The sequence below is a fragment of the Rhodanobacter sp. C05 genome, assembly GCF_002001165.1.
Classification (GTDB): domain Bacteria; phylum Pseudomonadota; class Gammaproteobacteria; order Xanthomonadales; family Rhodanobacteraceae; genus Rhodanobacter.
This window is the reverse complement of sequence record NZ_MUNQ01000016.1, coordinates 88,812-115,277: the sequence shown is the minus strand read 5'-3', so window position 1 is coordinate 115,277 and position 26,466 is coordinate 88,812. Positions and strand designations below refer to the sequence as shown.

The following is a 26,466-nucleotide window of genomic DNA, read 5'->3' as shown; positions in this document are numbered from 1 at the left end:
TCAACGATGACCAGCCCGCCGGCCAGTATGATCAGCTGCAGATCCACGTAGACCGGCGGAAACTGACCCTCTGCTGTCGTTCGACGAATCAACATCGATGCCCCAAAACGGTCGTTCGCCAAAACCGCTTCTAAGGGGGTAGCGTTTTTCGCTCATGGATTTAGATCGCCAGCTCCGAGGGCGAGCAGAATCGTGTCAAAGCTCTTGTCGCATTGGCCCGCGAGATCCTTGAAGTGGGCCCTTAGTGTTCCGTATGCCGCACGCGCCTCTTGCTCTTCCTTGTTCTTCTCCTCGACGGAGCTGTGCGCCTTCAGGATGCTGCGCAAAGCATGAAGCCTGCTAAGCGGCTTGAGGAGTGCCTTGGCGTCATCGACAGTTTTTCCTGATACAACAAGGATTTCTGCAATCACGCGCAGAGAGGCCCAACTTGCATCTGCTTTCCCTCCCCTATCCTCTAATAGCTTTCGCAACGGTTTGAGCTGAAATCCCTCAACGAGCAACTGATCGAAGGCCAAGATTTCGTTGGCCCATTCAAGGGTCGAATCCGTTGCAGGGTAGCGCGCAGCATCTATCTGAGCTTCGCCTCGTGGCTGCCACCAATCAGGTGGCGCGGCATTGAGTTTCCCAATCTTGTACTTCAGGAGATGGAGCGGGTCGTACTCTGAGCTGAACTCGCCGAGGATGTCGTTTTCGTGCGCCCGCTTAGATATTGTTCCCTTCGGCCACTCGTTGAACGATTGCCAGTAGCGCTGCTCTTCGATCGGGAGGCGGGCCAGGTCGCCAATATAGGCATGCACCTGGCCGGCTTCATTGATGTCGTAGCTCTTGAGATACCAAGCGTTGCGGCAACTGATGTACCGGTCATCAAGGCTGTACTTCTCGGGGTCTGCCTTGAAGCGGTGCAAGACATCAGGGCGGAAAAATGCCGGTGAAATCTCCCAGGGCAGGTCCGATTTCTGGAAGTAGTTTGAGAGGGACTCCGGGGCACACGACGTTTCAACTTCGACGCCGCTCTTGCGGTCGAATATCTTGAACGTGGCGTATTCCTTTTTCCTCGTCGGGTTTGATTCCTCTTTCCAGTCGTCGATAAGTTGCTCCAGCGGAATGGTGGAGCGGGCGATCATCCGGCCGTTGACGTAGCTGGCATTTCCGATGCTGCCGCCGTGATAGAAGAGGTCGGGGGCCTTGCGTTCGATGCGCGGATGGTCGCCCCAGCGGTTGAACGCTCCTGATTTGAAACGGGTGAAGTCGAAAAAGTAGACCAGCGCCATGTCCGCGAGAGTCATGTATGTTGAGATATCCTTGGCGAGGATCGTGACTGCGGTGAGGCTCTCCCGACCCGGGCTAAGCTCGGTGCGTATTACACGAATAACGTCCTCGATGTCCCCGCGATCATCCAGCCGGCAGTACGCGTTGCGTTCCAGCACGAAATGCAGGCCGAGCGCATGCACGAGCTTCTGGCTCAGTTCGACCGGGCTTTCGCCCTTTTGCACACCGGTGAATGAGCGGCGAAAGACGAGCTTCTCGCCACCCAACAACGATTTCCCTGAGCGCAACGGCGCTTCGAGGTAGACGCGGTGGCCTTCGCCGCCTCCGTAGCTCTTCTGGATGACCCAACTTTCATCTGTCTGCACGAAGGTGTGCATAAGGTCTTTCTGGTCCGCAGGCGTGACTTGCTTCAGCGGCGCGAGTACGGCATGGATGAGCGTGGCGGGGCCACTGGCAAAGATCACAAGTTCTTCGCACTGCGCGTTCTCCTTCAGGAATTTGACCGAGTCTTCGGCTGCGACCAGCCACTCTGCTTCGCCGCTGGCGGGCGCTTGAGAGATGGCCTTCAAGGCCTCAATGTTGAATCGTCGCGCCATTACGTGCCTCCATTCAGATTCTGCGCTTGCAGCCTACCGCAATGCAGGCGCTAGCTTCCTGCCGCTTGTGTCCGCTTCCAGAGGCAACGGAGGAAGTTGATTAGCCCGTGCTATCGGGAAGAAGAGAGCGCCCGCTCATTCTTAGAGAAACCGTTCTGGGGCTGCAGGAGGCCTTTTGCACCTCAGACATTCAGGATTGCAAGTAGCGGCGTTGCTTTCGGTGGATCGCTCCTAGAAGCATCGGCGCGCATACAGCGAGGCCACATGACAGGTCTATCTTCTAGGTTTCAGACGAGGTCGGATCTCCCAAATTTTTGCATCTAGCTGCGCCATGTACTTCCGGAACGTCGGATCGTGCATCGCCTTTCGAATTCCTGTCGCCCGGATCGCTGCGGGCTCGCCACCCCGTGCAATGCGCTCCTGCTGTATTCGGTCGGCGTCTGTTCCGGGCACGATAGTGGCGCCGACAGCGACTTCTAACGATGCCACTCGTATCCATCTCCGTGACAAAGCGTCTAAGCCGTGAAAGTTCTTCTTGATCGCGAAGGATATGATCGAGGCAAGCGTCAGCAGCCGAGCAATTGCGGGAGGATGTGACCTTTTAGGCACCTCTACCCATTCGATGCTCTTGGGCTTGATGAACACCGCTGCTGTCAAGGCGCCTGTCGATATCAGAGCGGCGAGCACACGCTGGAAAACTTGCTGTTCATAGGCGGAAAGATTCTCTGCCTCCGTCACGCCCCATAACTTGCTCAGCAGGTCAGTCATGGCGATGCGGCATAGGGTCAGGCCCAGAATGTCAGCGTCACGCTCTAGGGCCTGCCCGATGAGCCAATCTCCGCCCCGATCAATAGCATCGTCCTCGGAATTCTCCGCGTGGGCACGCTTTGGGTATTGAGATCGATGCCCAGCGACGTGATGCCCGGCCTCGTGCCCAGTGAAGAATGCAACTGCCGCAAAATACAGGAAAGAGCTGAGCGAAGTTTTGAAGCCGCCAGAAAGAGGTTTCTCGGCGAGAAGACGTCGCATGAGCTCGGTATCGATGAGTTCCGGAAAAGACGCCGCGAAACGCTCAGCTACGCTATCGATTCGATCACGCAGAAGCACCATTAGACCTTCGCTCAGAATGATCCAGTCCAGGCCTGAGCTACTCCAAACGGCCAGGGCGTTTGGTTTTGCTGAACTGGATATGGCCGCAACAAGCGTCTCTTGCTCAGCCGCCTTGTACATCGACCGCGCTTGCTGAAGCACCCAGGTCATCACGAGCATAGTTGTAACAACAAGTGGCGCCTTGTCCGGCGCCGACAGATCGCTCGTCTCGAAGTGAATGACGAGCTGTTGCTTCAAGTCATCGTCTGCCTTGGCCAAGATGAGGCTGTGGGCAAAATCGTGGATTGGGATTGCCATAGATCAAGTGTCGCACTGGCAAGGGGCTACCCGGAAGCAGACGCTCGCTAACGACGCCTTTTGGCCGATTTCAGCCGGTTGTGCGGTTATCGGCAAAGTAGACCACGAGTCGCGCGGTGATCTCCGGCCTGTGAATCCTTGAATACAACGATCGGTACAAGTAGCGAGTGCGTCAGCCCGTCAATCGATGCTCGTAGTACGGCCGCACACGCCGGTCGAGGATCGCATACATGCTCGCGTAGTCATTCGACCTTGGATCGAGCCATGCATCGACGTCCTCTTCCTGAATTGGAACGGGACACCGGTCGTGGCCTGCATCAATAACTTCAAAGGGTGGGTCATCGGTGATCGCGGCGAATGTGTAGAACCCCGGATTGTCACCGGCTGGCTCGACATAGGTCCAGAGACAGGCAACGAAGAGGTTCTCACCGGTCGATGGCGAGAAGAGGATTTCAACGCTCTGCTCGCGCTCACCAGGTACCAGCGGTCGTTGCTGCAGATTGTGGAGATACACGCTTTCGTAAAATCGATCCACGATCATAATGCCGTGGTTGTAACCGAATACCTTGCGCCATACGGTCGAGAGCTTGTCGCGCCGAGCGTTATACGTGCCTGGTTTCTCGATCTCATCGGCTTCTGTCCAGCCGGGCAGGCGACAACGGTAGCGCATCGGGACGACCATACGACCGCCCGTTTCAGGATCACGAATCATCACCGGAGCAAAGTGACCTGGCCAGATCCTGTCGATGCCATCGGCCGATGCTGGTAACGCTAAGTCTTCCAGTTTCTTCCTTCCTGCCTCGATCTTGTTGGTTGCGACGCGGCGGTCGTTCTCGGCCTTTTTGGTCGGCTTGCTTGACGCTAGCTTGGCGTTCGCTTCGACGAGGCGCGCTTCTTGGGTGCCTATCTCAGACGCGATTAAGGCGATCGCCTCCGTTTCCGCTTCGCGCGCGACCTCAACTGTGCCGATGTCCAGCACGCCACTCGTAGCGTCGGTCATCGCGCGCCGCATCGCCTTTGGGACCACTTTGACCCAGTTGCCTTTCTTCTTAGTCCAGCCCGCGAGCTTGGTGAATTCCTTTATGTTGAGCTTTCCGCCAATGCGCTCGTATTTCCTGAAGTCCGCCCAAATTTGCGCCGAATAACACATGTTGGATCCTGATCGATGTGACCGCGCTGAGCATGTTGTGTATTCCATCTCACGATAACAAAAGCATCAACGCCTCGGGCAAAAAAAAGAAAGGGGGAGGGATCGTGCGCACGACTATGAAGTTGATCGGTAGTACCGATTGATCATGATCAGCGCACAGGCATGCTGATCTACGTGAAGGAGCCGGCCGGGATCGGCTAGAAGTAGCCGATCGACGAGCCAAGCTCAATCACCAATCATAGCCCCGGCCAACTTGACTCAACGAGCACCGATCTAGGCACCGTGCCCTATCGCTCCGGTATCATCGCAGGCCGATGGGCTGAGTCTTTCTAGGCGTAGGATTTCGCAGCGCACCATCCGTCACCTGCGTTATACATTGTCAGAGTCGGAGCAAGGGAAGGGTATGAGTGAAGAAATAACGCAAGAAGAATGCATTTTCAAAAAAGGGCGATACCCAAATACGCTGTTTCACTACACAAAGGAGAAGGCAGCTCTCTGGGGGATTCTTGAGAACAATTTCAAGATTTCCTACGCGCGTGAACGAATCTTCGGACAGTACGAGCACGTCTTCTTTGCGGCGCCCATGGTTTCGTTTTGTGATTTACGCCTGTCAGAAGCAACTGATCACATGAGGGCGTACGGCAACTACGGCATTGGGATGACCAAAGAGTGGGCTATCAAAATGCATCTAAATCCAGTCTTGTATCTCAGCAAGATGAGTCACCTGACCGACACCCACATTGTCTCGATGGGCAAGTTCCTTAGGCACATTCGTGAGGAAGTCGTTGATTCCAACGAAGACGAGCGCATGACTCGGGTGTATCACGATCTTTTGAATACGTATCGCATCAGCAAGAACTATGAAGGTGATTTGATCCGTAAGGATGGCACCATTGAGCATAATTATCGCTTTGCTAACGAACGAGAGTGGCGTTACGTGCCGGCCTGGGAGTCGCCTTTTCCAGGGTACGTGCCGCTTGAAAACATCGAAACAGACGAAAGGAAGGATCATTACAACAGCTTGGTCGGTGCTGCGTGCCTCAAGTTCGAACCTGACGACATTCGCTATCTCATCATTGAGGATGAACATGAGCGAGACGAGCTGATTGAGCACATTAGCAATGCCAAGCGAGGCTTCGATGCTCCTACCGTCAGGCGCCTGTCGAGTCGCATTCTCACAGCCACGCAAATTAACGAAGACATTTAAAAAGCGAGTTGCGCGACGATCTGAGACTCGATCGGAAAGCCTCGTGGCGCAAACACTTTCTGGCGCTGGCGCTGGCGCGCCGGCGCCATCGCTACGGCGCCGCTATGATTTACCTGAAGCTGCGTCAGACCGGTTTGGCGGCGAGCCACCAGCGGGTCGCTTGGTTGGTGCGATCGAGCTGATGCACGCATGGACCATGAACTCTTGCGGGCTTATGAATCTTTGCCGCATGAAACAGGCCTGTCTTTCAGTCCTATTTCCCCGAATGTAAATTTTTACATTTGATCACCCTATCTTATGCCGACGAGTTCACCCGGCGTCGGCGGGGTGTAAGTTGCCAAACAAGAATTCCGTAAGGACAAATGAGCTAAGGTAGAAAAGGGGGAGAGGGGGGCGAGGCGAAGCGAGCCCCCCCCGAAATTTAATCAGACCGCCGTAGGCAAGGGCTGACAGATATATAGCGTACGCGATGCTGCAAGCGAGCCGTACGCTTTTTACAGACCGCCCTAGGCAAGGGCTGACAAGTAACCCTAGTCGCCAGCCGAAGAGCTGGCGACGACCAGTTTTATGCTGGCAAGCAAAAGTCCGAAGGGATGGAGACATCTCACCCCAATCAGTTAATCCAGACGCCGCGGGGGAAGTTCATGAGCAGAGAGCCAGACATCGAGCGTGACGAGCCAGAAGTGATGCGAGGCGATCATTCGATGAACTGTTTCGCTGGTCGCCCAAGACGCAAACAAGGGACCGTGTCGGGCCGATCTCTTTTGCTGACACGCCGAGCACTGGCAACGCATTGACCTAGCTTGCCAAGGTCAGCTTTTTTCATAGCGATGGCTGACCCACGACGTTGCTCAGGGCGTCTGAACAAAACACGGCGCACGTCAGGTGGTAATCCACTGCAGCCTGAGGATCAACTGCTTCCAACTGATCAGCCACCTGTTTGACAGTACCCTGACGATTCCCCGCTGCGTCATGGCACTGACCATCTAGGCCACACAAAGCGTCGTAGATCGGAAAGCCATCTTGATTGATCCCGCTCACTGGGATATCCGAATCACCGTTTTCACGCTTCATGGCCGCTAAAACAGCTAACGGCTGTGTAACCGACTGGCTCCAATGCGACGGCGGGTAAGGCGAAGGACGGCCAATGATGTTGCCTGCCTTGTCAGTACAGATCACATCGCACTTGTAGCCGTAACGACTGATATCGACTTGACGAACATCCGTCATAGCGACCGATACCTGTTGCACCGTACCCTGGTCGCCCAGTGTTTCATTGGAGCAACGGCCGTTGGCACAAGTAAGTGCATAGACTGGATAGCCCTCGTGGTTGATAGCTGTGACCGTCAGCATAAGCTTGGAACCGTTCTTAGCAGCTATCTGCCAGGCCACCTTGCTGTCCGTTGTTGCGAGCGACAGGGGATGACCGTCCACGCCTGTACCGTCGGCTTCGATAGCGGGCAGATCCATGTCCTGCGCTGAGTCGGCCGCTACAGCGGTAGCAGCCGGCTGTTGAACCGCAGCGGATTGCACCGGCACGCTTACTGTGCCGGCCAGAGCAGCGGCGACCTGGGCCCTAGCGTCTTGGTCGGTGGTCCCATTGTTAGCAGGGCTGTTGTCCACTGGGACCGTTACATCACCGGATGCCGAGTTGGAGTTGATACTCTGGTAGCCAAGGAAGGCAACGGTAACGCAAATGACGATGACACACAGGAGGATCAGTGTCCTAGTTTTCATTAAACTATTTTCCTTCAATGAGTCATTGGGAATGGATCGAGCGGTAGGTAACTCCGCATGACCGCCTGGCGTCGAAGCGAACACCGCAATGAACAACATCCTTCTTCGGTCGGAGTCAGCTGATCATTTGCGAAAGTGCATCAACTGTATCCGTCGCCGAATTCACGGCGACAGATGTTTTCTTGCACAGAACGCCATTCGGATTTGCAGCTCGCCCATTAAACTCAAATTTGCGGTTCGTACTGGGAATAATTGTTCATTGAGTTTTGGACGATCAGCTGAATTGCAGTTCCGACAGAGTTGTAGCCGTATGCAATATCATCGGTGTGGCCATCTTTGTGAACCATCTCAGCGCCTGCGTAGACTAAGCTTGGTGTGTTGTCATCGGCGACTGTCCACTGAAACAACTCATCTCCTCTGACGACGGGGTTCAGACCAATCGCTTGAATCTGCGCGCCGACACTCTTTTCTAAGTTCCTGAAATAGTCCTCTTTGCCAGCCGTTTCTTTTGCAAGCTCGTCTTGGTCAGACTTGATGAGGGCAGACACATCAACAATCCGGTTCTGTATTCCTGCCGTGTCATTCTTGTCTTGCTGAATACTTGCAGCACTCTGAGCTATGCCTGACTGCAGCAGTCCGATACTCCTTTGCAGCTCGTAGATGGCACTTTGACTGGCTGATGTGATCCCGTTTTCGTCTCTCGTCAGTTCCGCTGACGGCGCGCCATTCTGGCCAGCCTTGGTGGATAGGGAGAGATGCTCACTCGCATCTCTGGCGATGGTCGATAGATCTGCGTCATTGAACGAGTCCGTTGGAAGGCTGGCGCTTATTCGATTTGTCGTGCTTATGATTGAGGTCACGTCCCCGGACTTCAGTGCCAACAATTCTTCGGACTGGTCTTGCAACTTGATCTTCTCAGCATCAACGTTGGCTTGGGCATCGGGATTCACGATGCCTGCGTTGAGCTCGGTCAGTTTCTTTTGCTCGCCGTCAATCTTGGTTTGCAGGGATGTCATCCCAGCAATGTAATTGCCTTCGAGGCCCTGGATAGTTCCCTGCAAGGCGGCCAACTTCTTATCGTCAAGCGATTTGTAGTAGTCCGCCACACCGCTTAGTTCACAGCGATACTCGACGATCAGTCGGCCCCTGCCATCTTTGACCGTATCCCACTTCGTAGATGTGCAGATTTTTCGATGGTCGAACGCTTGCCCGATCTTGTACGACGGATCGGCCGGGAGGATGGCGTTCTGGACGGCGGCTACTTTTCCTCCAGAGCAAGCGGCCAACGTCGAGGCGATGCCGAACAATAGTGCCTTCTGGCTGACTCTCAAGAGGATCACCCTTCCGGATGGGGGGCGATCGTGGTTATGCGCTGTCATGGATGGAATTCCTTTGCGTTAGTTTTAGCTTGGCCTTGCGATCCTTCGGTGATCACGATGTGGCACAGACGTGCCCTTCGACTGGGTGGCGAGGCGGTATCCCCGCATAGCGGCTACCCGCACCCGCCAGCCAAGTAACGGAAGCCACCACAACCGTCAGTGCCGCCAACCCCAGCACACTGCTGCCGGGGTTGACGTTGTCGTTGAACCAACTGAACACCAGCCAGGAGACGAAGCCGCCGCCTGTTCACAGCTATCTCGCGCGGCAGGATGACGCGAGGGCCGAAAGGACCCCGTTATTGGGTATTACGTACTCGGTGTGGCCGCTGCACGCGTAGCCAGCAGGTGCTTGGCGTCGGTATAGATGAAGATCTTGCTGACGCTATAGAGCACTGTGGCAAGGATCAGCAACTGATCGTCAGTGCTGATGGCCACGAATAGAACGACTGCCTGGACGAGCCAAGTGATGTACTTGGTGTAGGCGTTGCTGCGCATGATGCCGTCGGCAGTGTTGTTTACGAACTTCTTGTAGAGCGAACCCAGCTTGGTGCTGGCGAAAAGCTTGCGGCCCAGCAGGCCGGCAAACGTGTAGACACACAGAGCGATGTAAACCCATTCGATGACCGAACTAATGACGTTGTTGTCCATGTATTTCCCCTTGGTAAGGTTGACGGTTGGCTATGCCTGGTGAGGGCTCGTTCCAGCTATACGCAGCGAATGCATTCGCTCGTGATGATCCTTTACGTCTTTCCCCCCTGATTGACCCGCGACCTGAGAGCTTCGAGCCGTCTCAATACGGTTTAAGAATACCTGTGTAGCAGGTATAAATCCTGAATTACCTATAACCAGTACTCAGGTATAGCTTCAGTGACCGTCCCATCCAGGTCCGGTCATGAAGCGAACATCCCTCTACAGTGAGCGCCACGCGGTGCTGGTCGAATACCTGCGCGAGCTGAGAGTGCTTCGCCACCTCACTCAGGCGGAGGTGGCTGAAGCCATCGGAAGACCCCAGACCTACGTATCAGACGTTGAGAAGGGCAAGCGTGGCCTTGACTTGCTGCAAATACTCGATCTTTGCGACGCCTATGACGTGCCGTTTCCCGCGTTTTCAGCCGAGCTAGACGTGCGCTTGAAAAAGCTTGAGAAACCCTCCAAACGCGGACGCCACAAGGCGAGCAAGCCCTGAGCTGGCGCGAACCATGGGCTGACCAATGTTTGGGTGCCTCGCACAGATATGCGCCCGAGCGTCAGGCAGGTCACCCACTTCCTCTCAAGCGAGCAGTTTCAACGCTTCATCCCACGCCTTTTGCTTTAGCGCCGCGCCTTGGCCAAACCAGGCCGCGTCGAGGCGATGATCATCACTACGCGCCCGGCGATGGTGGTCGACAAACTCCGTGACACTGTTCACCAGGCCCCAGGCTGTGCCGGCCGCAGAGGTCAGATTTGAGCCCTTCCCTCGACCTGCGAAGAGCTCCAGTACCGTCTTGATTGCACGGTCGTTGACGACAGTCGCGCCGCGGTCGGCGAGCGTTGCTGCCGGATAGGTCAGCACGCGTTGCAGGAACGCTTCGGTCGTGCGTGCATTGACCCTGCGCTCAGACATCGCCTTCATTTCCATCATGAAGTCGTCCCATGACGCCACCGCTATACCGAGCTGGCGCTTGACCGCCTGGGCGTCGAACTGGCTGCGGTGTGGCACCTTCACGGCCCCTGTGCCCTTTGCAAGGGCGACGGCCAAGGTATTGTTGCAAACCACCCGAACTGAAGTGAATTGCGCTGTGGTGGCCAAGGTGCCGTCGCAGGCCGTGGCTAGCAGCAGATAGCCGTTGACCTGGTCGCGGCCCTTGAGCGACACGGTCTGGCCGGTACGGGCGAGCGCCCAGAACTTTCGGCCCTCCTTCAGGACGCCAGCGGTCTCCAGTTCGAAGCCACCGATGTCTGTGAGGTCGCGATAGAACTCCAAAATCTCGGCCGGCTGCACTACCTGGTAACGTTTGGACACGATTGCCAGCGGGGCCATGGTGTCAGAGCGGTACAAGACCTTTTGCTCAGGGAATGTACGAATGGCATTGGCATCGCGTGCAGCGAAGCGCACGTCCGCCGCCTCAATACGCCAGTTCATTCCAGCCTGTTCGGCCCAGACTTCGAGCGGCTGATCGCGGGCCAGCTGTTGACCCAAGCCGTGCCAGGGAACTTCGTTGACGTAGGCCATGGTTTGTACGAGATGCATGACAAAAACTCCTTTTTGGACAGATGAACGCATAGAGCCCGGCTTCGGCCGGGCTCTATGCGTGATGGAAGGAAAAGAGAGAGGCGATCTGACTCGATGTCTCGGTCAGCTCAGGGAACTGCTTGGTGCGAGGTCTGCTACGTCAAGCGCGCAATTCGTGGGATGCGTACAACGTCTTCGACAGCCCCATGAAGAGCAGACAGATCCACCGTCTCGACACTTAGGCCACGCGCAGGCGTTGCGCAGATTGCGGACCCATATGAAATAGTGTCCTACAGTTGGCCATCAAGAACACGCACGACCGTGAGAGCTGCGGGAGGTGGCCCAGCATGTTGCGACCGGCAGAAGTCGACCCATGTGAGCCGGTTGCGAACGGCCGTTTTGGGAGAGTCCATTCTTCCGGGAGTACACGGGGGTGGTGCTTGGCGTTGGCCAAGATGAACCGCCTGATCCAGCCGATGTAGATCTTCTCGGCGAGCAAGCTGTAGCTTTTGACACGCATGTGCCCGCGAACTTCGTCAAACAGGCGTGGCACAGGTGCGGTCGGGCGGGCCCGGATATCCCCACGGATTGTGGTGGATAAGACATAACGCCCCGGATAAAAAGGTTTGCGTGGCAGCGTATCGACGATGCCGACCCTAGGAACATCGGGTAGCCGCTTGATCTCGTGTAGGATCAAAGTGGAAAAGGGGTGCACAGGGAAGAGGAACATCCGGTGCATATTGCCGAATCAAGGCACTACTGAAGCGTTAGCTGCTTATGAACCTACCCTCGATACCAACAGACAATCTCTACAAATTTTGCGCGGTGTCAGGCGTAGTATTGCTGCTGTTTGGCGCGACGTTTCCAGTTCAAAAGCTCTTCGATACTCAAAATAATTTGGATCAAGTCAGAACCGAAGAACAAATTCTGTCGTTACAAATTGCTGACCTTCAGGAGGACTTTCACCGCGTCAACTCCGATCTCGAGACTTTACAAAAGGACACCACTGCAGCGGAGGCGAACCCTCGTGCAGCAGATTTACCATCGTTGCGAGCTAGAAGTACTACAGCAGGTACCACTATCAACGCAGTTAAAAAGCAGAGCCGTCAGCTTGCGCTTATCAACGTAAGGCAACAGGGAAATTTCGAACACCTTAAACATCTTATTCAACGCTTGTGGCTCTACGTCGCTGCAGCGGCTATCTTCATGCTGGGTGGGTTGCAGCTCGCTTTTTTCGGGTTCAGGTGTTGGTACTATCGTGTGCAGAAGCCTGCAGACGACCTTCTACAGCGCCAAATCCGCGAGAGCAGCAGCTAACAAGTCGTCCAAGCGGACGCGATAGTTCCTCCGCTTTAGTGGACACCCTGAACTAACATTTCAGGAGTGTTCCATGCCCAAGCCAGGCCCCCGAACTACCACGCGCTACAGCGACGAATTCAAGGCCACCGCCGTGCGCTTGAGTTCACTTCCTGGCGTACTCGTGCAGGACGTCGCCGCGTCGCTTTACATCCATCCCTTCATGCTGTCTCGTTGGCGTAAACAGGCACGCGAGGGCAAAATCATGACGAAGGGTGTGACGGTCGATCCGGCGGTGTCCGCCGAACTCAAAGAGTTGCGCCGGGTCAAGAAGGCCTGCGAGCAACTGAAGCTCGAGCATGACGTTTTAAAAAAGCGATCGCGTTCACTTCCGCTCGAAAAGCGAACGCTTTGCCTTCATCGAGCGGCAGCAGGAAACCGTCCCGGTGAGATGCCTTTGTCGCCTGTTCGGCGTCAGCGCCAGCGGCTACTACGCGTGGCGTGATCGCCCGGCCAGCGAACGCGCGCAGGAGGATGCACGCCTGATGGACCGGGTCCGTCGGGTGCACCGCAACAGCCGGGAAACCTATGGCAGCCCGCGCGTGCACGCTGAGCTGCGCCAGCAAGGCGAGACCGTCGGTCGCCGCCGGATCGAACGATTGATGCGTGAGCATGCCTTGCAGGCCTGTTCGGCCACCCTGTATCGGCGCACACCGGGGCTCGATCGCTTCTTTGCCAGCGTCGACAACCAGGTCCATGCGATGACCGTGGATCGCATCGATCAGGTGTGGGTGACGGATGTGACGTATCTGAAAGTCTCCGGTGCCTGGCGTTATCTGGCCACGGTGATGGATCGGCATTCGCGTCGCCTGCTCGGCTGGGCGCTGGGCACGGAAAAGTCGGCGGTACTGACCTGTCGCGCGCTGCGTGCGGCCGTGCGCCACCGAAAACCGCCGCCGGGCACGCTGGTGCACAGCGATCGCGGCGTGGAGTTTCTGTCCTCGCGGTTCAAGCAGGCCTTGGCAAGCGCTGCGCTGATGCAGAGCGTCAATCGGCCACGCCGCATGACCGACAACGCGCACATGGAGTCGTGGAACAAGTCGATGAAGTCGGACATGTATCACCGCCAGTCCTTTACCAGCGAACGGACCCTGCGCTCGGCCCTGCGCAGCTACATCGACTTTTACAATAAGCACCGCTTGCATTCCGCCCTAGGTTATCGTTCTCCGGTAGAGTTCGAAGCCCAAGGCGTCTGATCCGTCGGTGTCCACTTTTCCGTAGGAACTCTCCGCGCGAAAAGCCGCGCGCCGCTTAACTCCAGCGTTAGACGCCATGACACACAGTCTCGACTTTGTTGGACTTAACAAGAAGCTATTCCTTCTTCGACACCTTATTGCAGGCAACAAAGAGTTTTCGCGGCGCGAGCAACATTACCAAGGAACACAGGCGGAACCGTCCGAGGATTGGGAAAAATATGCGGCGCGCTTGCGGTATATGGTCAGTAACGATCTCATCGAAGTTGCAGCCAAGTTCCGAGTGATGCAAGACACAGCCTCCTTGCAAGTTTCGGCCGCTTCCATGCGTGAACTAGACCGCTCCTGCTTGGAGAGTGGAAGCATTGGAACTGTTCTAGAAGGGGAGGTTGATCTAACCCTTCGTGAGTCTTGCAACAAGATCATTCATGCAACCAAATTCCAGCTCATCTTTCAAAACGCTCGAAGCGCCGTGCCTCGCCACGTCTATTCCTACTGGAACGGGGTCTGCCAGTTCTCAGGCTCACAAGCTAGGAAAAACTGGAGAGTGGCGCTAGATGTCTATCGGTGGGCTGATGCCATGGACTATTTCTTGGAGGAGCTTTCTGGCAATGTCGACTGGTGACGCATATGGCGTCTAACCACTCGTCCGAGGCGGACGGCTCCGCCGCCGCTCAACTCCAGCATTATACGTCACAAGGGGGATTTCGATGTCACGGCCACAAGGCGCTGCCAATATCAAACCATTTGAAGAAAGAGCTGCAGTGGCTACAACCTCCGCACAAGAAGTTCGTCATTTGGCGCGCCAGGCTGATCTTTCTCCACTAGACCAGTTCGAAGCTCTCTTGCGAAACCAGCGGAATTTTCTTAACTGGATCGATACAAGGCATAGCGAACTGGCTGATGCAAAAATGCAAATCGACCCGAATGGCCGCGGCCCCAAAGACGGTGTGTATCGGAAGTATCGCTGGTACACAGAACAACAGTCGCTGCTAGAAGCGATCAACGGACTTGAGGTGTTTTATAAGAGTTCGTCAATCGCGCTGGCAAAGTCAGTTCGACGGTATGTAGCGCCCCAGAAGGTCAAGGGAAGCGTCGATGCGAAAGTCTTGTGGCTTGCGCAAGGATCAGCATCGTTTGTCTCGCTCATCTTTGAGCACCAACTGTTTCACAACTTGGATGCCATAGATGATGCAACAAACATGCTTGTTGGTGCGAAGCGTTATACCCCAAGCAATCTGAATGGTCCGCTTGCTGGCCGCGTGCGAGCGATACAGTGCATATTTCAGATGCGGCATACCCTTTCTCACAATCAGGGTCGCGTAACGCAGAGTGACAGTGCCAAATTCGCATCTTTAGGTTACGCGGCGGAGCATGGCGAGGTTCTAGATCCCGGCAAAGATCATCTCGGTGACGTAGTCCGTGACCTGCTGAAGCTTGAGGCGCGAGAGTTCACCGCGTGGCTCCTGAGTAAGACAGCAACGTTCCTTTCTGCTGCGGGACAGCGACATCCGCTCACGCAAAAGGCGAAGGATCGAATTGAGAAGCTCGTTGGATCACATCCAGATCTCGACGCATTGGCGTGGCAGTAACGTATGACAATTCGTTCAAGCCGAAGCCGCTTCGCAGCCCGGCTTAACTAAAGCGTTATGCATCCCGGCCATTTGAATGGCCGCTTTGCGGCATGGATCTGAGGTAGTCGACCGGCCGTTGTTGGCCGAGCTCAGTCGCAGCACTTTGTGCGTAGAACCCCTTTATGGCTTTCGTAGCATTGAAGCTAAACCCAGACAGCCAGCAGCGCCGAAAACAAGTGTCAGAGCGACCCTGCCCCAGTCAGTGATCGACGTGACATGGAGGCCATACCCGTGGTCCACCGTGTGCGCGGTCAACCCGAAGTGCAGCGACAACACTAAGCTCACCAATGAGCTGACGAAGATGAGCAAAGGCCGCGAAGGCTTCCTCATAGTCAATGGTGACGACCCGTTAGGGATTCGTCGACGATGCGCCTGAACTCGGCATCTTTGGCTTTCCAATCGGCCTCGGCCGCAAGTGCCTCGTTTTCGGCGACGTCCGAATCTCGTGTGGCAGATGGCCTGTTTCCGCGAAGGGAACGAGATGGAAGTAGCCTAAAGAACGCAGCCTGTTTGCGAGTGAAAGCGTGACGCTCGTTGTCGAGAGCAGCCTGAACTTCGTTTTCTGTCTTCATCAACGCTACCTCAACCGCCCAAGTGGATCAGGAGTGAACAGACTGCGCGCGATCTGGCGTTATGTCCAACTGAGGCCGTCTTTGTTCAGCAACAGATTTCGAGTTCAACGTCCGCTATCCGGCAACTTGATCTAGGCCGAAGCGGTCCGGTTTTGGCCGGCAGCTACCTTTGCGACGGCGTGGCAGGGCAAGCAAGCGGCGAAGGGGACAGACCGACGCAAAGCGGCCTGTTGGTGATGCCCTGAGTGCCTCTGTCACCCTATCTCCCGGCTTCCAATATAGGAGCGAAGTCAAGCATCACGCGGTTACCATGTCTTCGTCAGAGGGCCAAGACAGGGGGTAACATGCAAATTTTGGAATGCGAACGCTGCCGCACGAAGAACCGTGTGCCGAAGTTTCGATTGAATGCGCGGGCGACCTGCGGGAAGTGCGGGGCATTTCTCCGCGAGCCCCAGTGGATCCACCACGCTCGTCAGTTCAAGAAGACGTGGCCGGTGCTCGCGATCGGCTTGTTGGCTCTTGCCTACTTCGTATTCCGGCCTGCCGAACCACCTAGGCTGACTTCTCCCGAGCCGGCGTGGTCGGCAACCACTACTTCACTTCCACCCACTGCCATCCCAGCGCAGAGGCCTACGCTCGCCTCTCCGCCGTCCTCGCAAGCGCCCATATTCATTCCTCAGCCGGCACCCATCATTCCCGTATTCACGTGCGTTCCGGTGGCGGTGACGTCCGGTTCTTCAAAGGTCTATTCGCGAAAAGCGCGGGTCGCACCGATGAAGATCACGACGCCGGCCGGGGGAAATTACTTGATCAAACTGGTCAAGGAAGGCACTAAGCGCGTGGTTATGAGCGCTTACATCGCGGGTGGAGACACCCAAGAACTCAAGGTGCCGCTGGGGACCTATACGATCTACTACGCCGAGGGAGAAGTTTGGTGCGGCGAGAAGGCGGCGTTCGGGCGCGACAACACGCACTTGGAGCGCCTAGTCGGTAGTTTTCAATTTACGCGTGATGCGGAGGGATACAACGGTTTCGTGATCGAATTGACACAGCGCGTCAATGGAAACCTGAATTCTGAAGAAGTATCGGAGACTGACTTTTCTGAACTTGTGCCGGACGAACCTTCAAACGTTCACCGTTAGCCGCCGCGCTTTCACCATTTGAGCCGGACCGGACTGGACTGCCGCCAGCTACGATAGGGCAGGCCTCCAACGTCAGCTACTGGGCAGCTTGAACGATCTAGCGACCGGCAGCTCCTGGCCGAACTGAGACATTCCTGGCATGCCAAACGAGATGACGGCACCACCGGAATGGAAGTCCGCATCAGGCGCGACGCGAAAGAGGGCGTCGGCCACCCGGAGATAGCCGACGCCACTCAGGGCTCGTCTCGCGCCAGGATTCGACCGAGTCCTGCAAGTACCACTTCGTCTACCTTCTCCCGTATGAAGTACTCGCAGCGTTCGCGCCAGGAGTCTTCGTCCCACTCACAAGACGCGACACAATCGTCATACAACGCCTCGAACTCTGCCGCCCAATTCTTCGCGAGGTTGTGGAACTCGTAACTATCGTTGGGCCGGAAGCGGGCGAGCGCCATGTTCCATGCGATCTCCACGACCGTCTCGATGAGCTTGCCGTGCATGTGGAGCGCGGCCGCGTTCTCGGCCAGCCGTTCGCTGTAGTTCTTCATGTGCGTGCCTCCCGTGTGCGCAGGTAGTCGTGAACGCGATAGAGCCGCTCGATCCCAGGCGTGTTGTCCTCAATCCACTCTTCAGGCCTTCCGTTTCCGCGTGCGCTCTCCATCAGGCCGGTCTCATCCAGTTCACCTTGGGTGTCGAACACATACGCTTCAATCAAGGTTTGAAGTTGGTTGTGATCCCAGCACGTCACGTCACCCCACGTTCTCCAGTCGGGCGAGTAGAAGGAGATGAAGCCGCTGCGGGACGTGTGGCGCTCACCGGCCACCTGGGCGAGTGAAGCCGTCGATGTCTCGCGCATCATCCGCTGTGCCTCCTCCAGCGGCAGTTCGATGAACAGGCGATCTGTCTCGAAGTTGTAGAACTTCGGGGAATCCGTCGATTCGAACCGGGCGTCGTGGATCCCAACTTCCTCGCAAAAAGCTTCCGCATACTCCTTGGCATACGCGAGGTGGACCACTGACCAACAGCAGGCGCTGCTTAGGCGATCGGTCAAACCCTGGTTCGGATGACCCTGGTCGTTTGAGAACATCGCCGTCATGGCGTAGTCCAGCTCAGCATCGTGCTGGGAACCGTAGAACCCAGCAAAGGGTAGGGCAGCAGTGAGCGTCTGCATCACATCAGCCCTCTGCCGGCCATGCTGACGCACTCGGCACCCACCACGATGTGGTCAAGAATCCGCACGCCAATTAGCCGCAAAGCATCCCGAAGCTCGTGGGTAATTGCACGGTCCGCCGCACTGGGCTCGGCAACGCCGCTGGGGTGGTTGTGCGCAAAAATGGCGGCGCTGGCATTGATGCTCAACGCGGCCCGCACGACTTCCCGGGGATAGATGTTGGCGCCATCGACGGTGCCGGTAAAGAGCTTCTGACAGTCGAGAATGCGATGGCGGTTGTCCAGCCACAGGACGTGAAACTCCTCGTGAAAAAGAGCACCCAAGCGCATGCGAAGAAAGTCGTTGGCATCGGTTGGATTGCCGATGCTGCCTTGACGTTCAAGCCTTCCTTTCAGGATGCCTTCGGCCGCGGCGAGAACGTCCTGCTCTGTCGTTTCGTCAGTGAGCTTGTAGCGAGTGTAGGTCAATGATCGAACAACTTTCATAAGGTGCTCCTTGTGATGTGCACAAACGCATAGAGCCCGGCCGTGAGGCCGGGCTCTATGCGAAGTCGTCAGGAAAGATGAAAAGAAATGGGGGCCCGAGCCCGGTTGGCTCGATGCGGCTGGCTTTTGGGGCGCTACGTCAAAACCGGATCAGTGCGATTGGCATCAAATACATGGCCGCAGGCCTGGCAACGAAAGTTGTCGGGTAGGGCTTGGTCAATCGGCGCACCGATTGCCGAACCTGCTACACAGCCCGCTGCGCCGCCGAGCAGGCCGCCGAGGATCGCGCTAGCAATGACACCCAGCGGATCATCGTTTTCCTTTGCGTCCGTCATCGCGCTGGAGGCACCTTGGATAGCACCAGCGATGCCGCCGATGGCGGCTGCCGTGGTTTGCGCGCGACGTCGAGGGACGACGAACGCGGTGTGGCACTGGGGGCATGGTGGCGTCATATGTGAGCCACTCCGTTCGGCAACGCCACGGCGTCACCGTTATGGTTGCTCTTAGCCAACAAAAAGCCGATCGAAAATACGATCGCGAATGCAAGAAGACATTCGAGTACTGGATAGTTGTACATCACGATTTCTCCCATGGAGTTGGTGCAAGACTGACGGCGTCAGCTCATACGCGAGAGCTCCTGCTGCTCTCTATGGGGTGATGTAGGGCTGAAATTATTTTCGATCGACCGAGCGCCCACGATTCACTGACTAACAGAGTTGTGTGCGAATGGAAGTTGGGCCAATCCGACCTCTGTTGAGTGATGATCTAACTGGCGATCAACATCCATATGGCTGCAACGCCCATAAAGACGGTAGAGATCCAGCCGATCCTGATGATGAGCCTTGGGGCGGTAAACGTGCCCATGACCGATTTCCTTGAAGCCAGCAGAATAACCACCACCATCAGTGGTACGGCAACGACGCCATTAATCACAGCGCTCCAGAACAGGGCCTTCATCGGCGGAATGGACGAGTACTGAATGACCAGGGCCGCAAGTACACTGACGGCGATCACGCCGTAGAACCCACGTGCATCCTTGGCCTTGCGTTCCAGGCCCCATTGCCAGCCCATCGCTTCGCAAAGAGCATAGCTGGCGGAGCCTGCGAGAACCGGCACGCCGATCAGGCCGACTCCGAGGATGCCGAGTGCAAACAGAAGATAGGCAAGATCGCCGGCGAGTGGTCGAAGCGCGCTTGCCGCTTGTGCGGCAGTCGTGATGTCGGTGATGCCTGCGACATGCAACGTGACCGCCGTGGCAAGAATGATGAAATAGGCAGCGATGTCCGAATAGAACATGCCATTCCAGGTATCCCACTTGATGCGGGTTAATTCTGACGCCGCGGCACCGGGATCTTGCGTCAACGGTCGCGCTTCGCCTTTCAGGCGCATGTCCTCGACTTCTTCGGACGCTTGCCAGAAGAAAAGATAGGGGCTGATGGTTGTGCCGAAAATGGCGACTGCCATGGTAGCGGTGTCCGTGTTCGGCACGAAATGCGGCCAAAGCGTGTGCCAGATGACTTCTTTCCATGGCACGTGGACGGTAAAGAGCACGGCAGCGTATGCAAGCAACGAAAGCGTCAACCATTTCAGATAAAACACATAGCGGTGGTACGGCACGATGATCTGTAGAGCGAGCATGCCGACAACAAAGCCGACCGTCATGACGTGCCGGTCGACCGTGGTGACCAGTTCTGCCGCCTCACCCATCGCGGCAATGTCCGCGGCGATATTGAGCGTGTTTGCGATCAGCAGCAGCACTACAACAGCTTTGAGCACATAAGGCGGAAACGTCGTTTTGATGTTCGCGGCCAGACCTTTGCCAGTCACGCGTCCGATCCGAGCGCACATGGATTGAATGGCCGCCATCATCGGGAATGCTAGTGGCATGGTCCACAACATGTTGAGACCAAACTGTGCGCCGGCCTGTGAATAAGTAGCGATGCCACTCGGATCGTCATCGGCGACACCGGTGATCAGTCCGGGGCCAACATGTGCCAACGGGTGCTGCTTCAGGCGATGCCACAAGGTTTTGTACAAGGACGTGCCGCCAGGATCGACAGCGGGGGTGCTTTCCGATGCGACGTCTTTCCGTATGACCGGCTTGAGCGGTGCTTGGTCCACGCGGGTGTTAGGATCCCATCGAAAAGGCATGCTCTTGCCCTTAGGTTACCGGCAAACCAGTACTGGGATCTTGCTTTGCAGCAGTACCTTTTGCGTTTCGCTACCCAGCATCAACCGATTCAAGCCATGCCAGCCATGGGTGGCCATGACGATGAGGTCGCAATGATGCTCGTTGACGGCGTCCAGAATAGCTTGATGGGGGCGCTCGCCAAAGGCGTAGTGGCACTCGCAGGGCACTTGTGCAGCCTTGGCCAGTGCTTTGGCCTCGTCCAGGTAGCGTGAAGCGGTTTGAACTGCTTGCTGGCTAAAACTCAGCTCTGTAGCAGCAAGAAGTTCAGTCATGTAGGCGAAGGAGTTGAATGGTGGCACGACGTGCAGCGCTAGCACTTTGGCGTCAAATGTCTTCGCCAGTTCGAGGCCCATACTGAAGGCTCGCAGCGAGAGATCCGATCCGTCGATCGGAAGCAGCAAGTGCCGGAATAGCGACTTCGGTTGCGCTTCGGTGGATTCCCGGTGCATGGCGGTTGCGGCGAACATGGGTAGAGCCTCCAGAGTCTTAGGGATGCCGCGCCTACGCTCAGGCACGTCGAGTTTCATGATGCCCGGTGCAATTGCCGCGATATTGATCGTGGTCAAGTCGTTGAGTAATCCCGTGCCGCGTCGAAAAAGAGGAAATGGTGATGATCAGTTGATCAACATCAAGATGAGCCGTGCCTGCTTGCCTAAGCTGTCAGCGAGTTGATTGAAAAAGGAGCACCGCTTTGAACTTGCTGAAGCATCGGGTACTCGCAAAACGTACCGTCGTAAAGATTGAGCGTTTTTGTGGGCAGCTTCGTGCAGGTACGAGCGATTTCTTTTGTCTGAAAAGCGATGGACACGCGCTCAAACGGATGCCGGTAAGAAACGATGACGTGTCATGTGACAGTTCGCATGCCGTTGCACCAATATCCAAGCGAGGTGTGCGATGAAAAGCCAATCAACTGCGCCAGCGTTTTCGATGCTCTCGACCGGTCTTTTGCTTATTGCTGTAGCCAGCGCCCTGATCAGCGTAGTTAGAGGCAACGAATTCACCTGGACAGCGACGGACTGGATCGGCGGCATCTGTTCGGTGGCACTGGTGCTCAGCCTGATCAACGACGCACGCAAGTAATCCAACGGTCCACCCAGCCTCGGAGGTGCGCGATGTTCAAGAATATCCTCCTGCCCATCGACGGATCGGATCAGTCGCTACGGGCTGCCCGCCTTGGCATCGCAATGGCCAAACAGATCGCCGCGCGCGTCCATGCCTTTCACGTATTGGCGCCACTGGCGGCCGTTTCCTATTTTTCCGATCTGATTCGGCACGCTTCAGATGACTATCACGAGGAAGCGATCGGTCGCGCGCAGCAGCAGCTTGAGGCGATCCACGTACTGGCCAGGGAGGCCGATGTGCCGTTTAAAGGCAACTACGCATTCGACGAACGCCCCTATAGCGCCATCATTGGTGCGGCCCGAAAGTACGATTGCGATCTGATCGTGATGGGGACGCATGGTCGCACGGGATGGGACCATCTGGTACTCGGTAGCGAAACCAACAAGGTGCTGAGCTGCGCCGAAATTCCGTTGCTTGTTTGTCGCTGATGTCAGAAAAGGAGAGACGTTATGGCTGAACTGCTAGAGATGCCCATTTCCGATCATGATAAATCGCACGTGCGAGGCGCGATGACGATCCCAAATATCGTGGCTTTTCTGACGGCGAGTACTCCCTGGAGCTCAGCGGCGGTGATGGGCGCTTCGTTGGCTTCACGCTATGGGTCCGTGCTGACAGGCTGCTACGTCGACCCCATGTTGCGCGATTTCAGTGTGTTGGATGTCGAGTCGACGATGCACGCACTGGGATGCGACGATGTTCTTTTCAGTACACCGACTGCAGCCGACTTCACGCTTTTTGCTAACCAGAACGGCGTCGCCAAGACGAACTGGGCTGCCGTGCAAGCCGATGTTGGAAGCGCCATCACGCAGCTCGCCGCCTGGCACGATCTGGCGGTTGTTGAAAGCGACATGATGGAAGCGAACGAGTTGCTGACCTTTCTGACCCATCTTTTATGGGCCTGCCGATTGCCTTGTGTCCTCCTGCCAAAGCTATGCACAGTCTCGTCGTCCTTCGAACGCATTGTCATCGGCTGGAACGGAAGCCCTCAAGCTACCCGCGCCATTCACGCAGCGATGCCATTTCTGCTGGATGCCAAAGAGGTCTGGATCCTGGATGGGACAGACGAGGATGGCGATCACAATGCTGACCTACCCAAGTTCGATCCCTATCGGTTTCTCGCGCAACATGGTGTAACGGCGCATCAGCGTCGAATTGATGGTGACGTGGCGATCGTCGGTGGCGCTTTGATATGGGAGGCGCAACAGCTTCGTGCCGATTTGTTTGTGCTTGGCGCATTCAGCCATTCACGTCTTCGTGAACGGGTAGCGGGCGGTGTGTTCAGGTGCATGCTCGAGAACGCGAAGATACCGATGTTGCTGCAGCACTGAGCGCTTACCGACATCAACGCTTCCTCCCTCCCGCATGGCCATGGCCGCCAATAAATGCCCGAGATGGCGATCCATTCGCGAGGGTGTGAACCGGGTTTCTTGATGCTTTTGTAGGCCGTGACGCTAGTGCAAAGAATCGGCGTAATCGACATTGTGTCGATTACGCCGGGAAGGCGTGCCACGTAGGCGGCCGTGTCGACTGCATATTTGGCGAAGGCACCATTCTGCTTGAATCAGTGTTGCATAAAGACGGGAATGTCGGCGTTCGCCATGACATACCGGGTTGCGCCGCCGAGCACGCGTTCACGGATACGTGAATGCCCATAAGCCCCCATCACCAGAAGGTCTGCACGCACTTCGTGCGCCTTTTGCAGAAGGCACTTGCCGGCTTCAATGGACGGCACGTTGATGTAATGTGGCTTTGCGGCAATGCCGTGATGCATCAGGTAGACGATGGGATCCGGTTCCGTCACGCCGACCTGGTCGGCGTAAGGCGTACGCACTTCACCGTTGACCAGGATCACCTGTTTGGCGAGCTGAAGCAACGGCAACGCGCTATGCAGAGCGCGGGTGCCTTCGACGGTGCCGTTCCAGCCAATCACGATGCGATCAAAGCTAACAGTATCGTCCCAGTGTGGAGGCAACACGAGGCAAGGTGCACGGCTGCTCAACATGCCTTCACCGAGAATATCGAACACGCCTGTCTCACCGACCATGTCGCGTTCGATGATAGCCAGGTCATGCCATGCACCGAGCTTGCGCAGCGTAGGCGCAATCGCCGTATGCGTCACGACCCATGAGGTATGTTGCGCGCCGAGCTCCTTGGCGAAGGCATGAAAGGCGGCGGACTCGTCGGGATAGTTGTACTCGCCATCGGTCAACAAGCTTATCACTGTGGGATCGGATTCATAAGCGCGCTGTTCGCGCAGGCTGGGAGGTACATAGCAGCCGGTGACATTCGCATTCCACCGTGCCGCGAGATCAATGGCGCTCAGGAGTGCCGCACTCCACGGACCGGTGGATGTGACAAGGGCGAGGATGTCGTGGAATTGCGACGCGGGGTGCTTTGCCGCGTTCGACTTGGCATAGGAAGTTTCATGAGATTTGTTGGCGAGCATGGCGATGTCTCCAGCAGGGGAATGCACGGGCTTTCACAGGGTCAGCGAGTACACCGCCGATCGCGGGTCGTCCGGATGCGATTCGCGCTTGAATCCGAGATACTTGGCGAGTTCACGCATCTGTTCGTTGTTGACGTCGTCGATCGAAAACATCCGGGTCAGCTTTTGCTTGCGCGCGACGTCGATAAGATGGCGCATCAGAACGACCGCCAAGCCGCGATTGCGCCAGTCGTCGGCCACCGTGATGGCGCATTCGCATTGCTGGCCGTCGCCGGTGGTCGAATAACGGCTTATGCCGACTTCGCGCAGATGACCGTTGTCGTGCGCCATCGCTATGAAAGCCATGTCGTGGACGTAGTCCACATGCATCAAATGGTCGAGCAGGGCCTTGTCGGGCTCCTTGAAGTCACCCAGGAAGCGGAAGCGTCGTGCCTCGGGTGAAAGCCGCTGAATGAACTCTTCTTCCATGGCGCGATCCTTCGACTGTAGTGGCCGCACCAGCACTCGCGTTCCGTCACGCAGGGGTTCGATCCAGTGATCACCTTCAAGAGCGGCCTGGGGTTGTTTTGTAGTGGAAGACATGGCGAAGACCTCGCGACTTGGTAGGAAGCCCTTTGCTAGGGGCCACACTTATCTTTTAGCGGGCTGGCGCTTGTAAGCACTTGACGACGGTCAAGTGAAACAGGAATCGCACCTATGGATCCCGCTTATCGGTGTCGCGTCGACAACGGTTGACCCAGATCAAGACGCATTACCAGCGCCTGGATGAATGTTGGTATGTCGATCCTGCTTAAGGTGAGCCGTTATGTTCGAGATCCTCGTCAACACTGAAGAGATGAGCAACGACAATCCCGTAGTGCGAACGGGCTTGGCACTGGCAAGCCGCCATAATGCCTATGCGACGGGGCTCAATATCGTCGAGGTCTTTCCGTCTTCCATGTACATGCCCGATGTTATGGCTGTGCTGGATGCGGAGGAGGTTGAAGCCAAGCAATGCGATGCCTGGTGGATGAACCTATGCCGCGAACACGGTGTTCAAGGTGGCTGGGAGGTGATCCGCGGTGTGTACGTACCGATACTGGCGCGGCGTTCGTGCATGGCGGATATCACGGTTAGCCGCTTGCCGAATCGTGAGGCCGGCTACCCCTCGGGCATGGACTATGTGACGCGTGTGTTGCTTTCAGCCGCCTCACCGATGTTGCTCGTTCCGCCCAAGTGGGAGGGAAACTTCCGTCAGGAAAGAATCGTGGTGGCCTGGAACAGCACGCAGGAATCCATGCGCGCATTGCGCGCCGCCGTGCCATTCCTTCGTGAGGCCGAAATGGTGTGCTTGATCGATGGTTCGAGCGACGAGTTGCCTGGTTTCGCGCCGCCGCCGCTCCCGGCGCGTGATTGGCTCACGAGGCAAGGCATCAAGTTGCATTCGACTCAGCCGTTTCCGTCGACGGCCAAGGCCGGTGAAGCGCTGCTCAATCAGGCGTATGCCATGCATGCGGACCTGCTGGTGATGGGCGCCTGGGGTCACTCGCGGATGACTGAGCTGATTCTCGGTGGCACGACGCGCCATATACTCGAACACGCCCAATTGCCGGTGCTCATGGCGCATTGATTGCGTTCGCAATTCGAGCGAAAGCCGCGCGCAGCAAGGGAGTATCCACGTAACGCGCAACCTTCGCCGGAACCGTGTGGTGCCTTGGCATCGGTGCTGAGCATGGCGCATGGCGCGTTACGCAGTCGAATACTCTCCAACGCGTGGTGAGAAACGACTTAGTCGAGTTCACGTTCGTCCGTGAGTGCGCGCGAGGCGCGCTGCATCAGTTCGGCCAGCGCAGCCATCACATCATCCAGGCACACGATGCCAATCAACTGGCCTTCGTCGTCCACAATCGGCACGCGCCGGACGTGGCTGCCCAGCATCATGCCGACGAGCTCATCGATTGTCGCGTCTGCGTGACACGTCACCAGCGGCAGCGATTGAATGTCGTGCAAGTTTTTTTCATCGCCTAGGTCTTTGGCCAGAAAACGGATGGCCAGATCACGGTCGGTCACGATACCGCTGGGAAGTACACCTGCCAGGGTGTTCTTCATCGTCACCACGCAACCCACATCGTGCTGGCGCATGGTGCGGGCGGCTTCGTTGATGGTGGACGATTCGTTCAATTGGATGACGCGGGAAGTCCCGATATCGGCGGCGCGCATG

Annotated in this window: 29 protein-coding genes; 12 read left to right on the top strand and 17 right to left on the bottom strand. The window is 56.6% G+C overall.

All coding sequences use genetic code 11. From position 1 onward, the window contains the following. Positions 1–152: 152 nt before the first annotated feature. The 3 genes from B0E51_RS13830 to B0E51_RS13820 all read right to left on the bottom strand — a co-directional run bounded on the left by B0E51_RS13830 (position 153) and on the right by B0E51_RS13820 (position 4,422). A complete protein-coding gene (locus B0E51_RS13830) occupies positions 153–1,865 on the bottom strand; it encodes a hypothetical protein (RefSeq protein ID WP_077445456.1) in 1,713 nt (570 codons plus the stop codon). Positions 1,866–2,138: 273 nt separating this feature from the next. Beyond that, positions 2,139–3,272, bottom strand: a complete 1,134-nt coding sequence (locus B0E51_RS13825; protein ID WP_077445455.1) for a hypothetical protein — start codon at positions 3,270–3,272, stop codon at positions 2,139–2,141. A gap of 172 nt (positions 3,273–3,444) precedes the next feature. After that, positions 3,445–4,422, bottom strand: coding sequence for an SOS response-associated peptidase family protein (locus tag B0E51_RS13820; protein WP_077445454.1), 978 nt, complete (start codon positions 4,420–4,422; stop codon positions 3,445–3,447). A gap of 403 nt (positions 4,423–4,825) precedes the next feature. On the opposite strand from B0E51_RS13820, the gene B0E51_RS13815 reads away from it, so the two are divergent. Beyond that, positions 4,826–5,629 (top strand): abortive infection system antitoxin AbiGi family protein, encoded by an 804-nt coding sequence (locus tag B0E51_RS13815; protein WP_143525931.1) that lies wholly within the window; start codon positions 4,826–4,828, stop codon positions 5,627–5,629. Positions 5,630–6,451: 822 nt separating this feature from the next. Here B0E51_RS13815 and B0E51_RS13810 read toward each other — a convergent pair. The 3 genes from B0E51_RS13810 to B0E51_RS13800 form a co-directional block, all read right to left on the bottom strand. Next, positions 6,452–7,465 (bottom strand): hypothetical protein, encoded by a 1,014-nt coding sequence (locus B0E51_RS13810; RefSeq protein WP_143525930.1) that lies wholly within the window; start codon positions 7,463–7,465, stop codon positions 6,452–6,454. A gap of 125 nt (positions 7,466–7,590) precedes the next feature. Continuing rightward, positions 7,591–8,745, bottom strand: coding sequence for a hypothetical protein (locus tag B0E51_RS13805; RefSeq protein WP_143525929.1), 1,155 nt, complete (start codon positions 8,743–8,745; stop codon positions 7,591–7,593). A 306-nt stretch (positions 8,746–9,051) separates the two neighbouring features. Continuing rightward, the gene (locus B0E51_RS13800) at positions 9,052–9,393 is read right to left on the bottom strand and encodes a hypothetical protein (protein ID WP_077445450.1); all 342 of its coding nucleotides are present in this window, start codon (positions 9,391–9,393) and stop codon (positions 9,052–9,054) included. 244 nt (positions 9,394–9,637) lie between these two features. On the opposite strand from B0E51_RS13800, the gene B0E51_RS13795 reads away from it, so the two are divergent. Then, a complete protein-coding gene (locus B0E51_RS13795; RefSeq protein WP_077445449.1) occupies positions 9,638–9,931 on the top strand; it encodes a helix-turn-helix transcriptional regulator in 294 nt (97 codons plus the stop codon). An 84-nt stretch (positions 9,932–10,015) separates the two neighbouring features. Here the strand turns inward: B0E51_RS13795 and B0E51_RS13790 are convergent, their stop codons facing one another. Beyond that, positions 10,016–10,975, bottom strand: a complete 960-nt coding sequence (locus B0E51_RS13790; protein WP_077445448.1) for a DUF932 domain-containing protein — start codon at positions 10,973–10,975, stop codon at positions 10,016–10,018. Between the two features lie 759 nt (positions 10,976–11,734). Here B0E51_RS13790 and B0E51_RS13780 point away from each other — a divergent pair. The 5 genes from B0E51_RS13780 (at position 11,735) to B0E51_RS19615 (ending at position 15,098) form a co-directional block, all read left to right on the top strand. After that, positions 11,735–12,274 (top strand): hypothetical protein, encoded by a 540-nt coding sequence (locus tag B0E51_RS13780; protein ID WP_077439938.1) that lies wholly within the window; start codon positions 11,735–11,737, stop codon positions 12,272–12,274. Between the two features lie 73 nt (positions 12,275–12,347). Next, a complete protein-coding gene (locus B0E51_RS13775; RefSeq protein WP_143525928.1) occupies positions 12,348–12,758 on the top strand; it encodes a transposase in 411 nt (136 codons plus the stop codon). Continuing rightward, a complete protein-coding gene (locus B0E51_RS13770; RefSeq protein ID WP_077445446.1) occupies positions 12,700–13,509 on the top strand; it encodes an IS3 family transposase in 810 nt (269 codons plus the stop codon). Before B0E51_RS13775 ends, B0E51_RS13770 begins: the two co-directional genes overlap by 59 nt. 76 nt (positions 13,510–13,585) lie before the next feature. After that, complete coding sequence (locus B0E51_RS13765; protein WP_077445445.1) at positions 13,586–14,131, top strand: hypothetical protein; 546 nt, start codon at positions 13,586–13,588, stop codon at positions 14,129–14,131. 85 nt (positions 14,132–14,216) lie between these two features. After that, on the top strand, positions 14,217–15,098 hold the full coding sequence (locus tag B0E51_RS19615; RefSeq protein ID WP_174570674.1) for a hypothetical protein: 882 nt from the start codon (positions 14,217–14,219) through the stop codon (positions 15,096–15,098). A gap of 374 nt (positions 15,099–15,472) precedes the next feature. Here the strand turns inward: B0E51_RS19615 and B0E51_RS19675 are convergent, their stop codons facing one another. Then, positions 15,473–15,712 carry a hypothetical protein gene (locus tag B0E51_RS19675; RefSeq protein WP_077445443.1) on the bottom strand — a complete coding sequence of 80 codons (240 nt, stop codon included), beginning with the start codon at positions 15,710–15,712 and terminating at the stop codon, positions 15,473–15,475. 344 nt (positions 15,713–16,056) lie between these two features. Here B0E51_RS19675 and B0E51_RS19315 point away from each other — a divergent pair, with 344 nt between their 5' ends. Beyond that, entirely contained in the window at positions 16,057–16,854 is a 798-nt protein-coding gene (locus B0E51_RS19315) for a hypothetical protein (protein ID WP_143525926.1), read from the top strand. Positions 16,855–17,087: 233 nt separating this feature from the next. On the opposite strand, the gene B0E51_RS13740 is transcribed toward B0E51_RS19315, so the two are convergent. The 6 genes from B0E51_RS13740 to B0E51_RS13715 form a co-directional block, all read right to left on the bottom strand. Continuing rightward, the gene (locus B0E51_RS13740) at positions 17,088–17,399 is read right to left on the bottom strand and encodes a hypothetical protein (RefSeq protein WP_077445441.1); all 312 of its coding nucleotides are present in this window, start codon (positions 17,397–17,399) and stop codon (positions 17,088–17,090) included. Next, complete coding sequence (locus tag B0E51_RS13735; RefSeq protein ID WP_077445440.1) at positions 17,396–18,022, bottom strand: hypothetical protein; 627 nt, start codon at positions 18,020–18,022, stop codon at positions 17,396–17,398. The genes B0E51_RS13740 and B0E51_RS13735 overlap by 4 nt, the downstream gene beginning before the upstream one ends. Continuing rightward, entirely contained in the window at positions 18,022–18,507 is a 486-nt protein-coding gene (locus B0E51_RS13730) for a JAB domain-containing protein (protein WP_077439557.1), read from the bottom strand. Before B0E51_RS13730 ends, B0E51_RS13735 begins: the two co-directional genes overlap by 1 nt. A gap of 134 nt (positions 18,508–18,641) precedes the next feature. After that, a complete protein-coding gene (locus tag B0E51_RS13725; protein ID WP_077439558.1) occupies positions 18,642–18,842 on the bottom strand; it encodes a hypothetical protein in 201 nt (66 codons plus the stop codon). Between the two features lie 430 nt (positions 18,843–19,272). Further along, on the bottom strand, positions 19,273–20,658 hold the full coding sequence (locus B0E51_RS13720; RefSeq protein WP_077439559.1) for a divalent metal cation transporter: 1,386 nt from the start codon (positions 20,656–20,658) through the stop codon (positions 19,273–19,275). 15 nt (positions 20,659–20,673) lie between these two features. Further along, positions 20,674–21,264 carry a universal stress protein gene (locus B0E51_RS13715; protein WP_254424008.1) on the bottom strand — a complete coding sequence of 197 codons (591 nt, stop codon included), beginning with the start codon at positions 21,262–21,264 and terminating at the stop codon, positions 20,674–20,676. A gap of 328 nt (positions 21,265–21,592) precedes the next feature. On the opposite strand from B0E51_RS13715, the gene B0E51_RS19310 reads away from it, so the two are divergent. Genes B0E51_RS19310 through B0E51_RS13705 form a run of 3 tightly spaced genes read left to right on the top strand, consistent with a single transcriptional unit; the run spans position 21,593 to position 23,148 of the window. Continuing rightward, complete coding sequence (locus B0E51_RS19310) at positions 21,593–21,778, top strand: hypothetical protein (RefSeq protein WP_139350346.1); 186 nt, start codon at positions 21,593–21,595, stop codon at positions 21,776–21,778. Between the two features lie 32 nt (positions 21,779–21,810). Next, positions 21,811–22,248, top strand: a complete 438-nt coding sequence (locus B0E51_RS13710) for a universal stress protein (RefSeq protein WP_077439560.1) — start codon at positions 21,811–21,813, stop codon at positions 22,246–22,248. Between the two features lie 21 nt (positions 22,249–22,269). Next, entirely contained in the window at positions 22,270–23,148 is an 879-nt protein-coding gene (locus B0E51_RS13705; RefSeq protein ID WP_077439561.1) for a universal stress protein, read from the top strand. Between the two features lie 233 nt (positions 23,149–23,381). On the opposite strand, the gene B0E51_RS13700 is transcribed toward B0E51_RS13705, so the two are convergent. Both B0E51_RS13700 and B0E51_RS13695 read right to left on the bottom strand, forming a co-directional pair. Further along, positions 23,382–24,266 carry a universal stress protein gene (locus B0E51_RS13700; protein ID WP_077439562.1) on the bottom strand — a complete coding sequence of 295 codons (885 nt, stop codon included), beginning with the start codon at positions 24,264–24,266 and terminating at the stop codon, positions 23,382–23,384. Between the two features lie 33 nt (positions 24,267–24,299). Further along, positions 24,300–24,848, bottom strand: coding sequence for a GNAT family N-acetyltransferase (locus B0E51_RS13695; RefSeq protein ID WP_077439563.1), 549 nt, complete (start codon positions 24,846–24,848; stop codon positions 24,300–24,302). A gap of 223 nt (positions 24,849–25,071) precedes the next feature. Here B0E51_RS13695 and B0E51_RS13690 point away from each other — a divergent pair, with 223 nt between their 5' ends. Then, positions 25,072–25,875: a universal stress protein gene (locus B0E51_RS13690; protein WP_077445439.1), complete on the top strand. Its 804-nt coding sequence runs from the start codon at positions 25,072–25,074 to the stop codon at positions 25,873–25,875. A 158-nt stretch (positions 25,876–26,033) separates the two neighbouring features. Here the strand turns inward: B0E51_RS13690 and B0E51_RS13685 are convergent, their stop codons facing one another. Next, on the bottom strand, positions 26,034–26,465 hold the full coding sequence (locus B0E51_RS13685) for a CBS domain-containing protein (RefSeq protein WP_168170400.1): 432 nt from the start codon (positions 26,463–26,465) through the stop codon (positions 26,034–26,036). Position 26,466 lies beyond the last annotated feature (1 nt).

Excerpts from the sequence above, each read along its gene's own strand:
- B0E51_RS13830 (WP_077445456.1), bottom strand. The coding sequence starts at position 1,865 with ATGGCGCGACGATTCAACATTGAGGCCTTGAAGGCCATCTCTCAAGCG.
- B0E51_RS13825 (WP_077445455.1), bottom strand. The coding sequence starts at position 3,272 with ATGGCAATCCCAATCCACGATTTTGCCCACAGCCTCATCTTGGCCAAG.
- B0E51_RS13820 (WP_077445454.1), bottom strand. The coding sequence starts at position 4,422 with ATGTGTTATTCGGCGCAAATTTGGGCGGACTTCAGGAAATACGAGCGC.
- B0E51_RS13815 (WP_143525931.1), top strand. The coding sequence starts at position 4,826 with ATGAGTGAAGAAATAACGCAAGAAGAATGCATTTTCAAAAAAGGGCGA.
- B0E51_RS13810 (WP_143525930.1), bottom strand. The coding sequence starts at position 7,465 with ATGTTGTTCATTGCGGTGTTCGCTTCGACGCCAGGCGGTCATGCGGAG.
- B0E51_RS13805 (WP_143525929.1), bottom strand. The coding sequence starts at position 8,745 with ATGACAGCGCATAACCACGATCGCCCCCCATCCGGAAGGGTGATCCTC.
- B0E51_RS13800 (WP_077445450.1), bottom strand. The coding sequence starts at position 9,393 with ATGGACAACAACGTCATTAGTTCGGTCATCGAATGGGTTTACATCGCT.
- B0E51_RS13795 (WP_077445449.1), top strand. The coding sequence starts at position 9,638 with ATGAAGCGAACATCCCTCTACAGTGAGCGCCACGCGGTGCTGGTCGAA.
- B0E51_RS13790 (WP_077445448.1), bottom strand. The coding sequence starts at position 10,975 with ATGCATCTCGTACAAACCATGGCCTACGTCAACGAAGTTCCCTGGCAC.
- B0E51_RS13780 (WP_077439938.1), top strand. The coding sequence starts at position 11,735 with ATGAACCTACCCTCGATACCAACAGACAATCTCTACAAATTTTGCGCG.
- B0E51_RS13775 (WP_143525928.1), top strand. The coding sequence starts at position 12,348 with ATGCCCAAGCCAGGCCCCCGAACTACCACGCGCTACAGCGACGAATTC.
- B0E51_RS13765 (WP_077445445.1), top strand. The coding sequence starts at position 13,586 with ATGACACACAGTCTCGACTTTGTTGGACTTAACAAGAAGCTATTCCTT.
- B0E51_RS19615 (WP_174570674.1), top strand. The coding sequence starts at position 14,217 with ATGTCACGGCCACAAGGCGCTGCCAATATCAAACCATTTGAAGAAAGA.
- B0E51_RS19675 (WP_077445443.1), bottom strand. The coding sequence starts at position 15,712 with ATGAAGACAGAAAACGAAGTTCAGGCTGCTCTCGACAACGAGCGTCAC.
- B0E51_RS19315 (WP_143525926.1), top strand. The coding sequence starts at position 16,057 with ATGCAAATTTTGGAATGCGAACGCTGCCGCACGAAGAACCGTGTGCCG.
- B0E51_RS13740 (WP_077445441.1), bottom strand. The coding sequence starts at position 17,399 with ATGAAGAACTACAGCGAACGGCTGGCCGAGAACGCGGCCGCGCTCCAC.
- B0E51_RS13735 (WP_077445440.1), bottom strand. The coding sequence starts at position 18,022 with ATGCAGACGCTCACTGCTGCCCTACCCTTTGCTGGGTTCTACGGTTCC.
- B0E51_RS13730 (WP_077439557.1), bottom strand. The coding sequence starts at position 18,507 with ATGAAAGTTGTTCGATCATTGACCTACACTCGCTACAAGCTCACTGAC.
- B0E51_RS13725 (WP_077439558.1), bottom strand. The coding sequence starts at position 18,842 with ATGACGGACGCAAAGGAAAACGATGATCCGCTGGGTGTCATTGCTAGC.
- B0E51_RS13720 (WP_077439559.1), bottom strand. The coding sequence starts at position 20,658 with ATGCCTTTTCGATGGGATCCTAACACCCGCGTGGACCAAGCACCGCTC.
- B0E51_RS19310 (WP_139350346.1), top strand. The coding sequence starts at position 21,593 with ATGAAAAGCCAATCAACTGCGCCAGCGTTTTCGATGCTCTCGACCGGT.
- B0E51_RS13710 (WP_077439560.1), top strand. The coding sequence starts at position 21,811 with ATGTTCAAGAATATCCTCCTGCCCATCGACGGATCGGATCAGTCGCTA.
- B0E51_RS13705 (WP_077439561.1), top strand. The coding sequence starts at position 22,270 with ATGGCTGAACTGCTAGAGATGCCCATTTCCGATCATGATAAATCGCAC.
- B0E51_RS13700 (WP_077439562.1), bottom strand. The coding sequence starts at position 24,266 with ATGCTCGCCAACAAATCTCATGAAACTTCCTATGCCAAGTCGAACGCG.
- B0E51_RS13695 (WP_077439563.1), bottom strand. The coding sequence starts at position 24,848 with ATGTCTTCCACTACAAAACAACCCCAGGCCGCTCTTGAAGGTGATCAC.
- B0E51_RS13690 (WP_077445439.1), top strand. The coding sequence starts at position 25,072 with ATGTTCGAGATCCTCGTCAACACTGAAGAGATGAGCAACGACAATCCC.
- B0E51_RS13685 (WP_168170400.1), bottom strand. The coding sequence starts at position 26,465 with ATGCGCGCCGCCGATATCGGGACTTCCCGCGTCATCCAATTGAACGAA.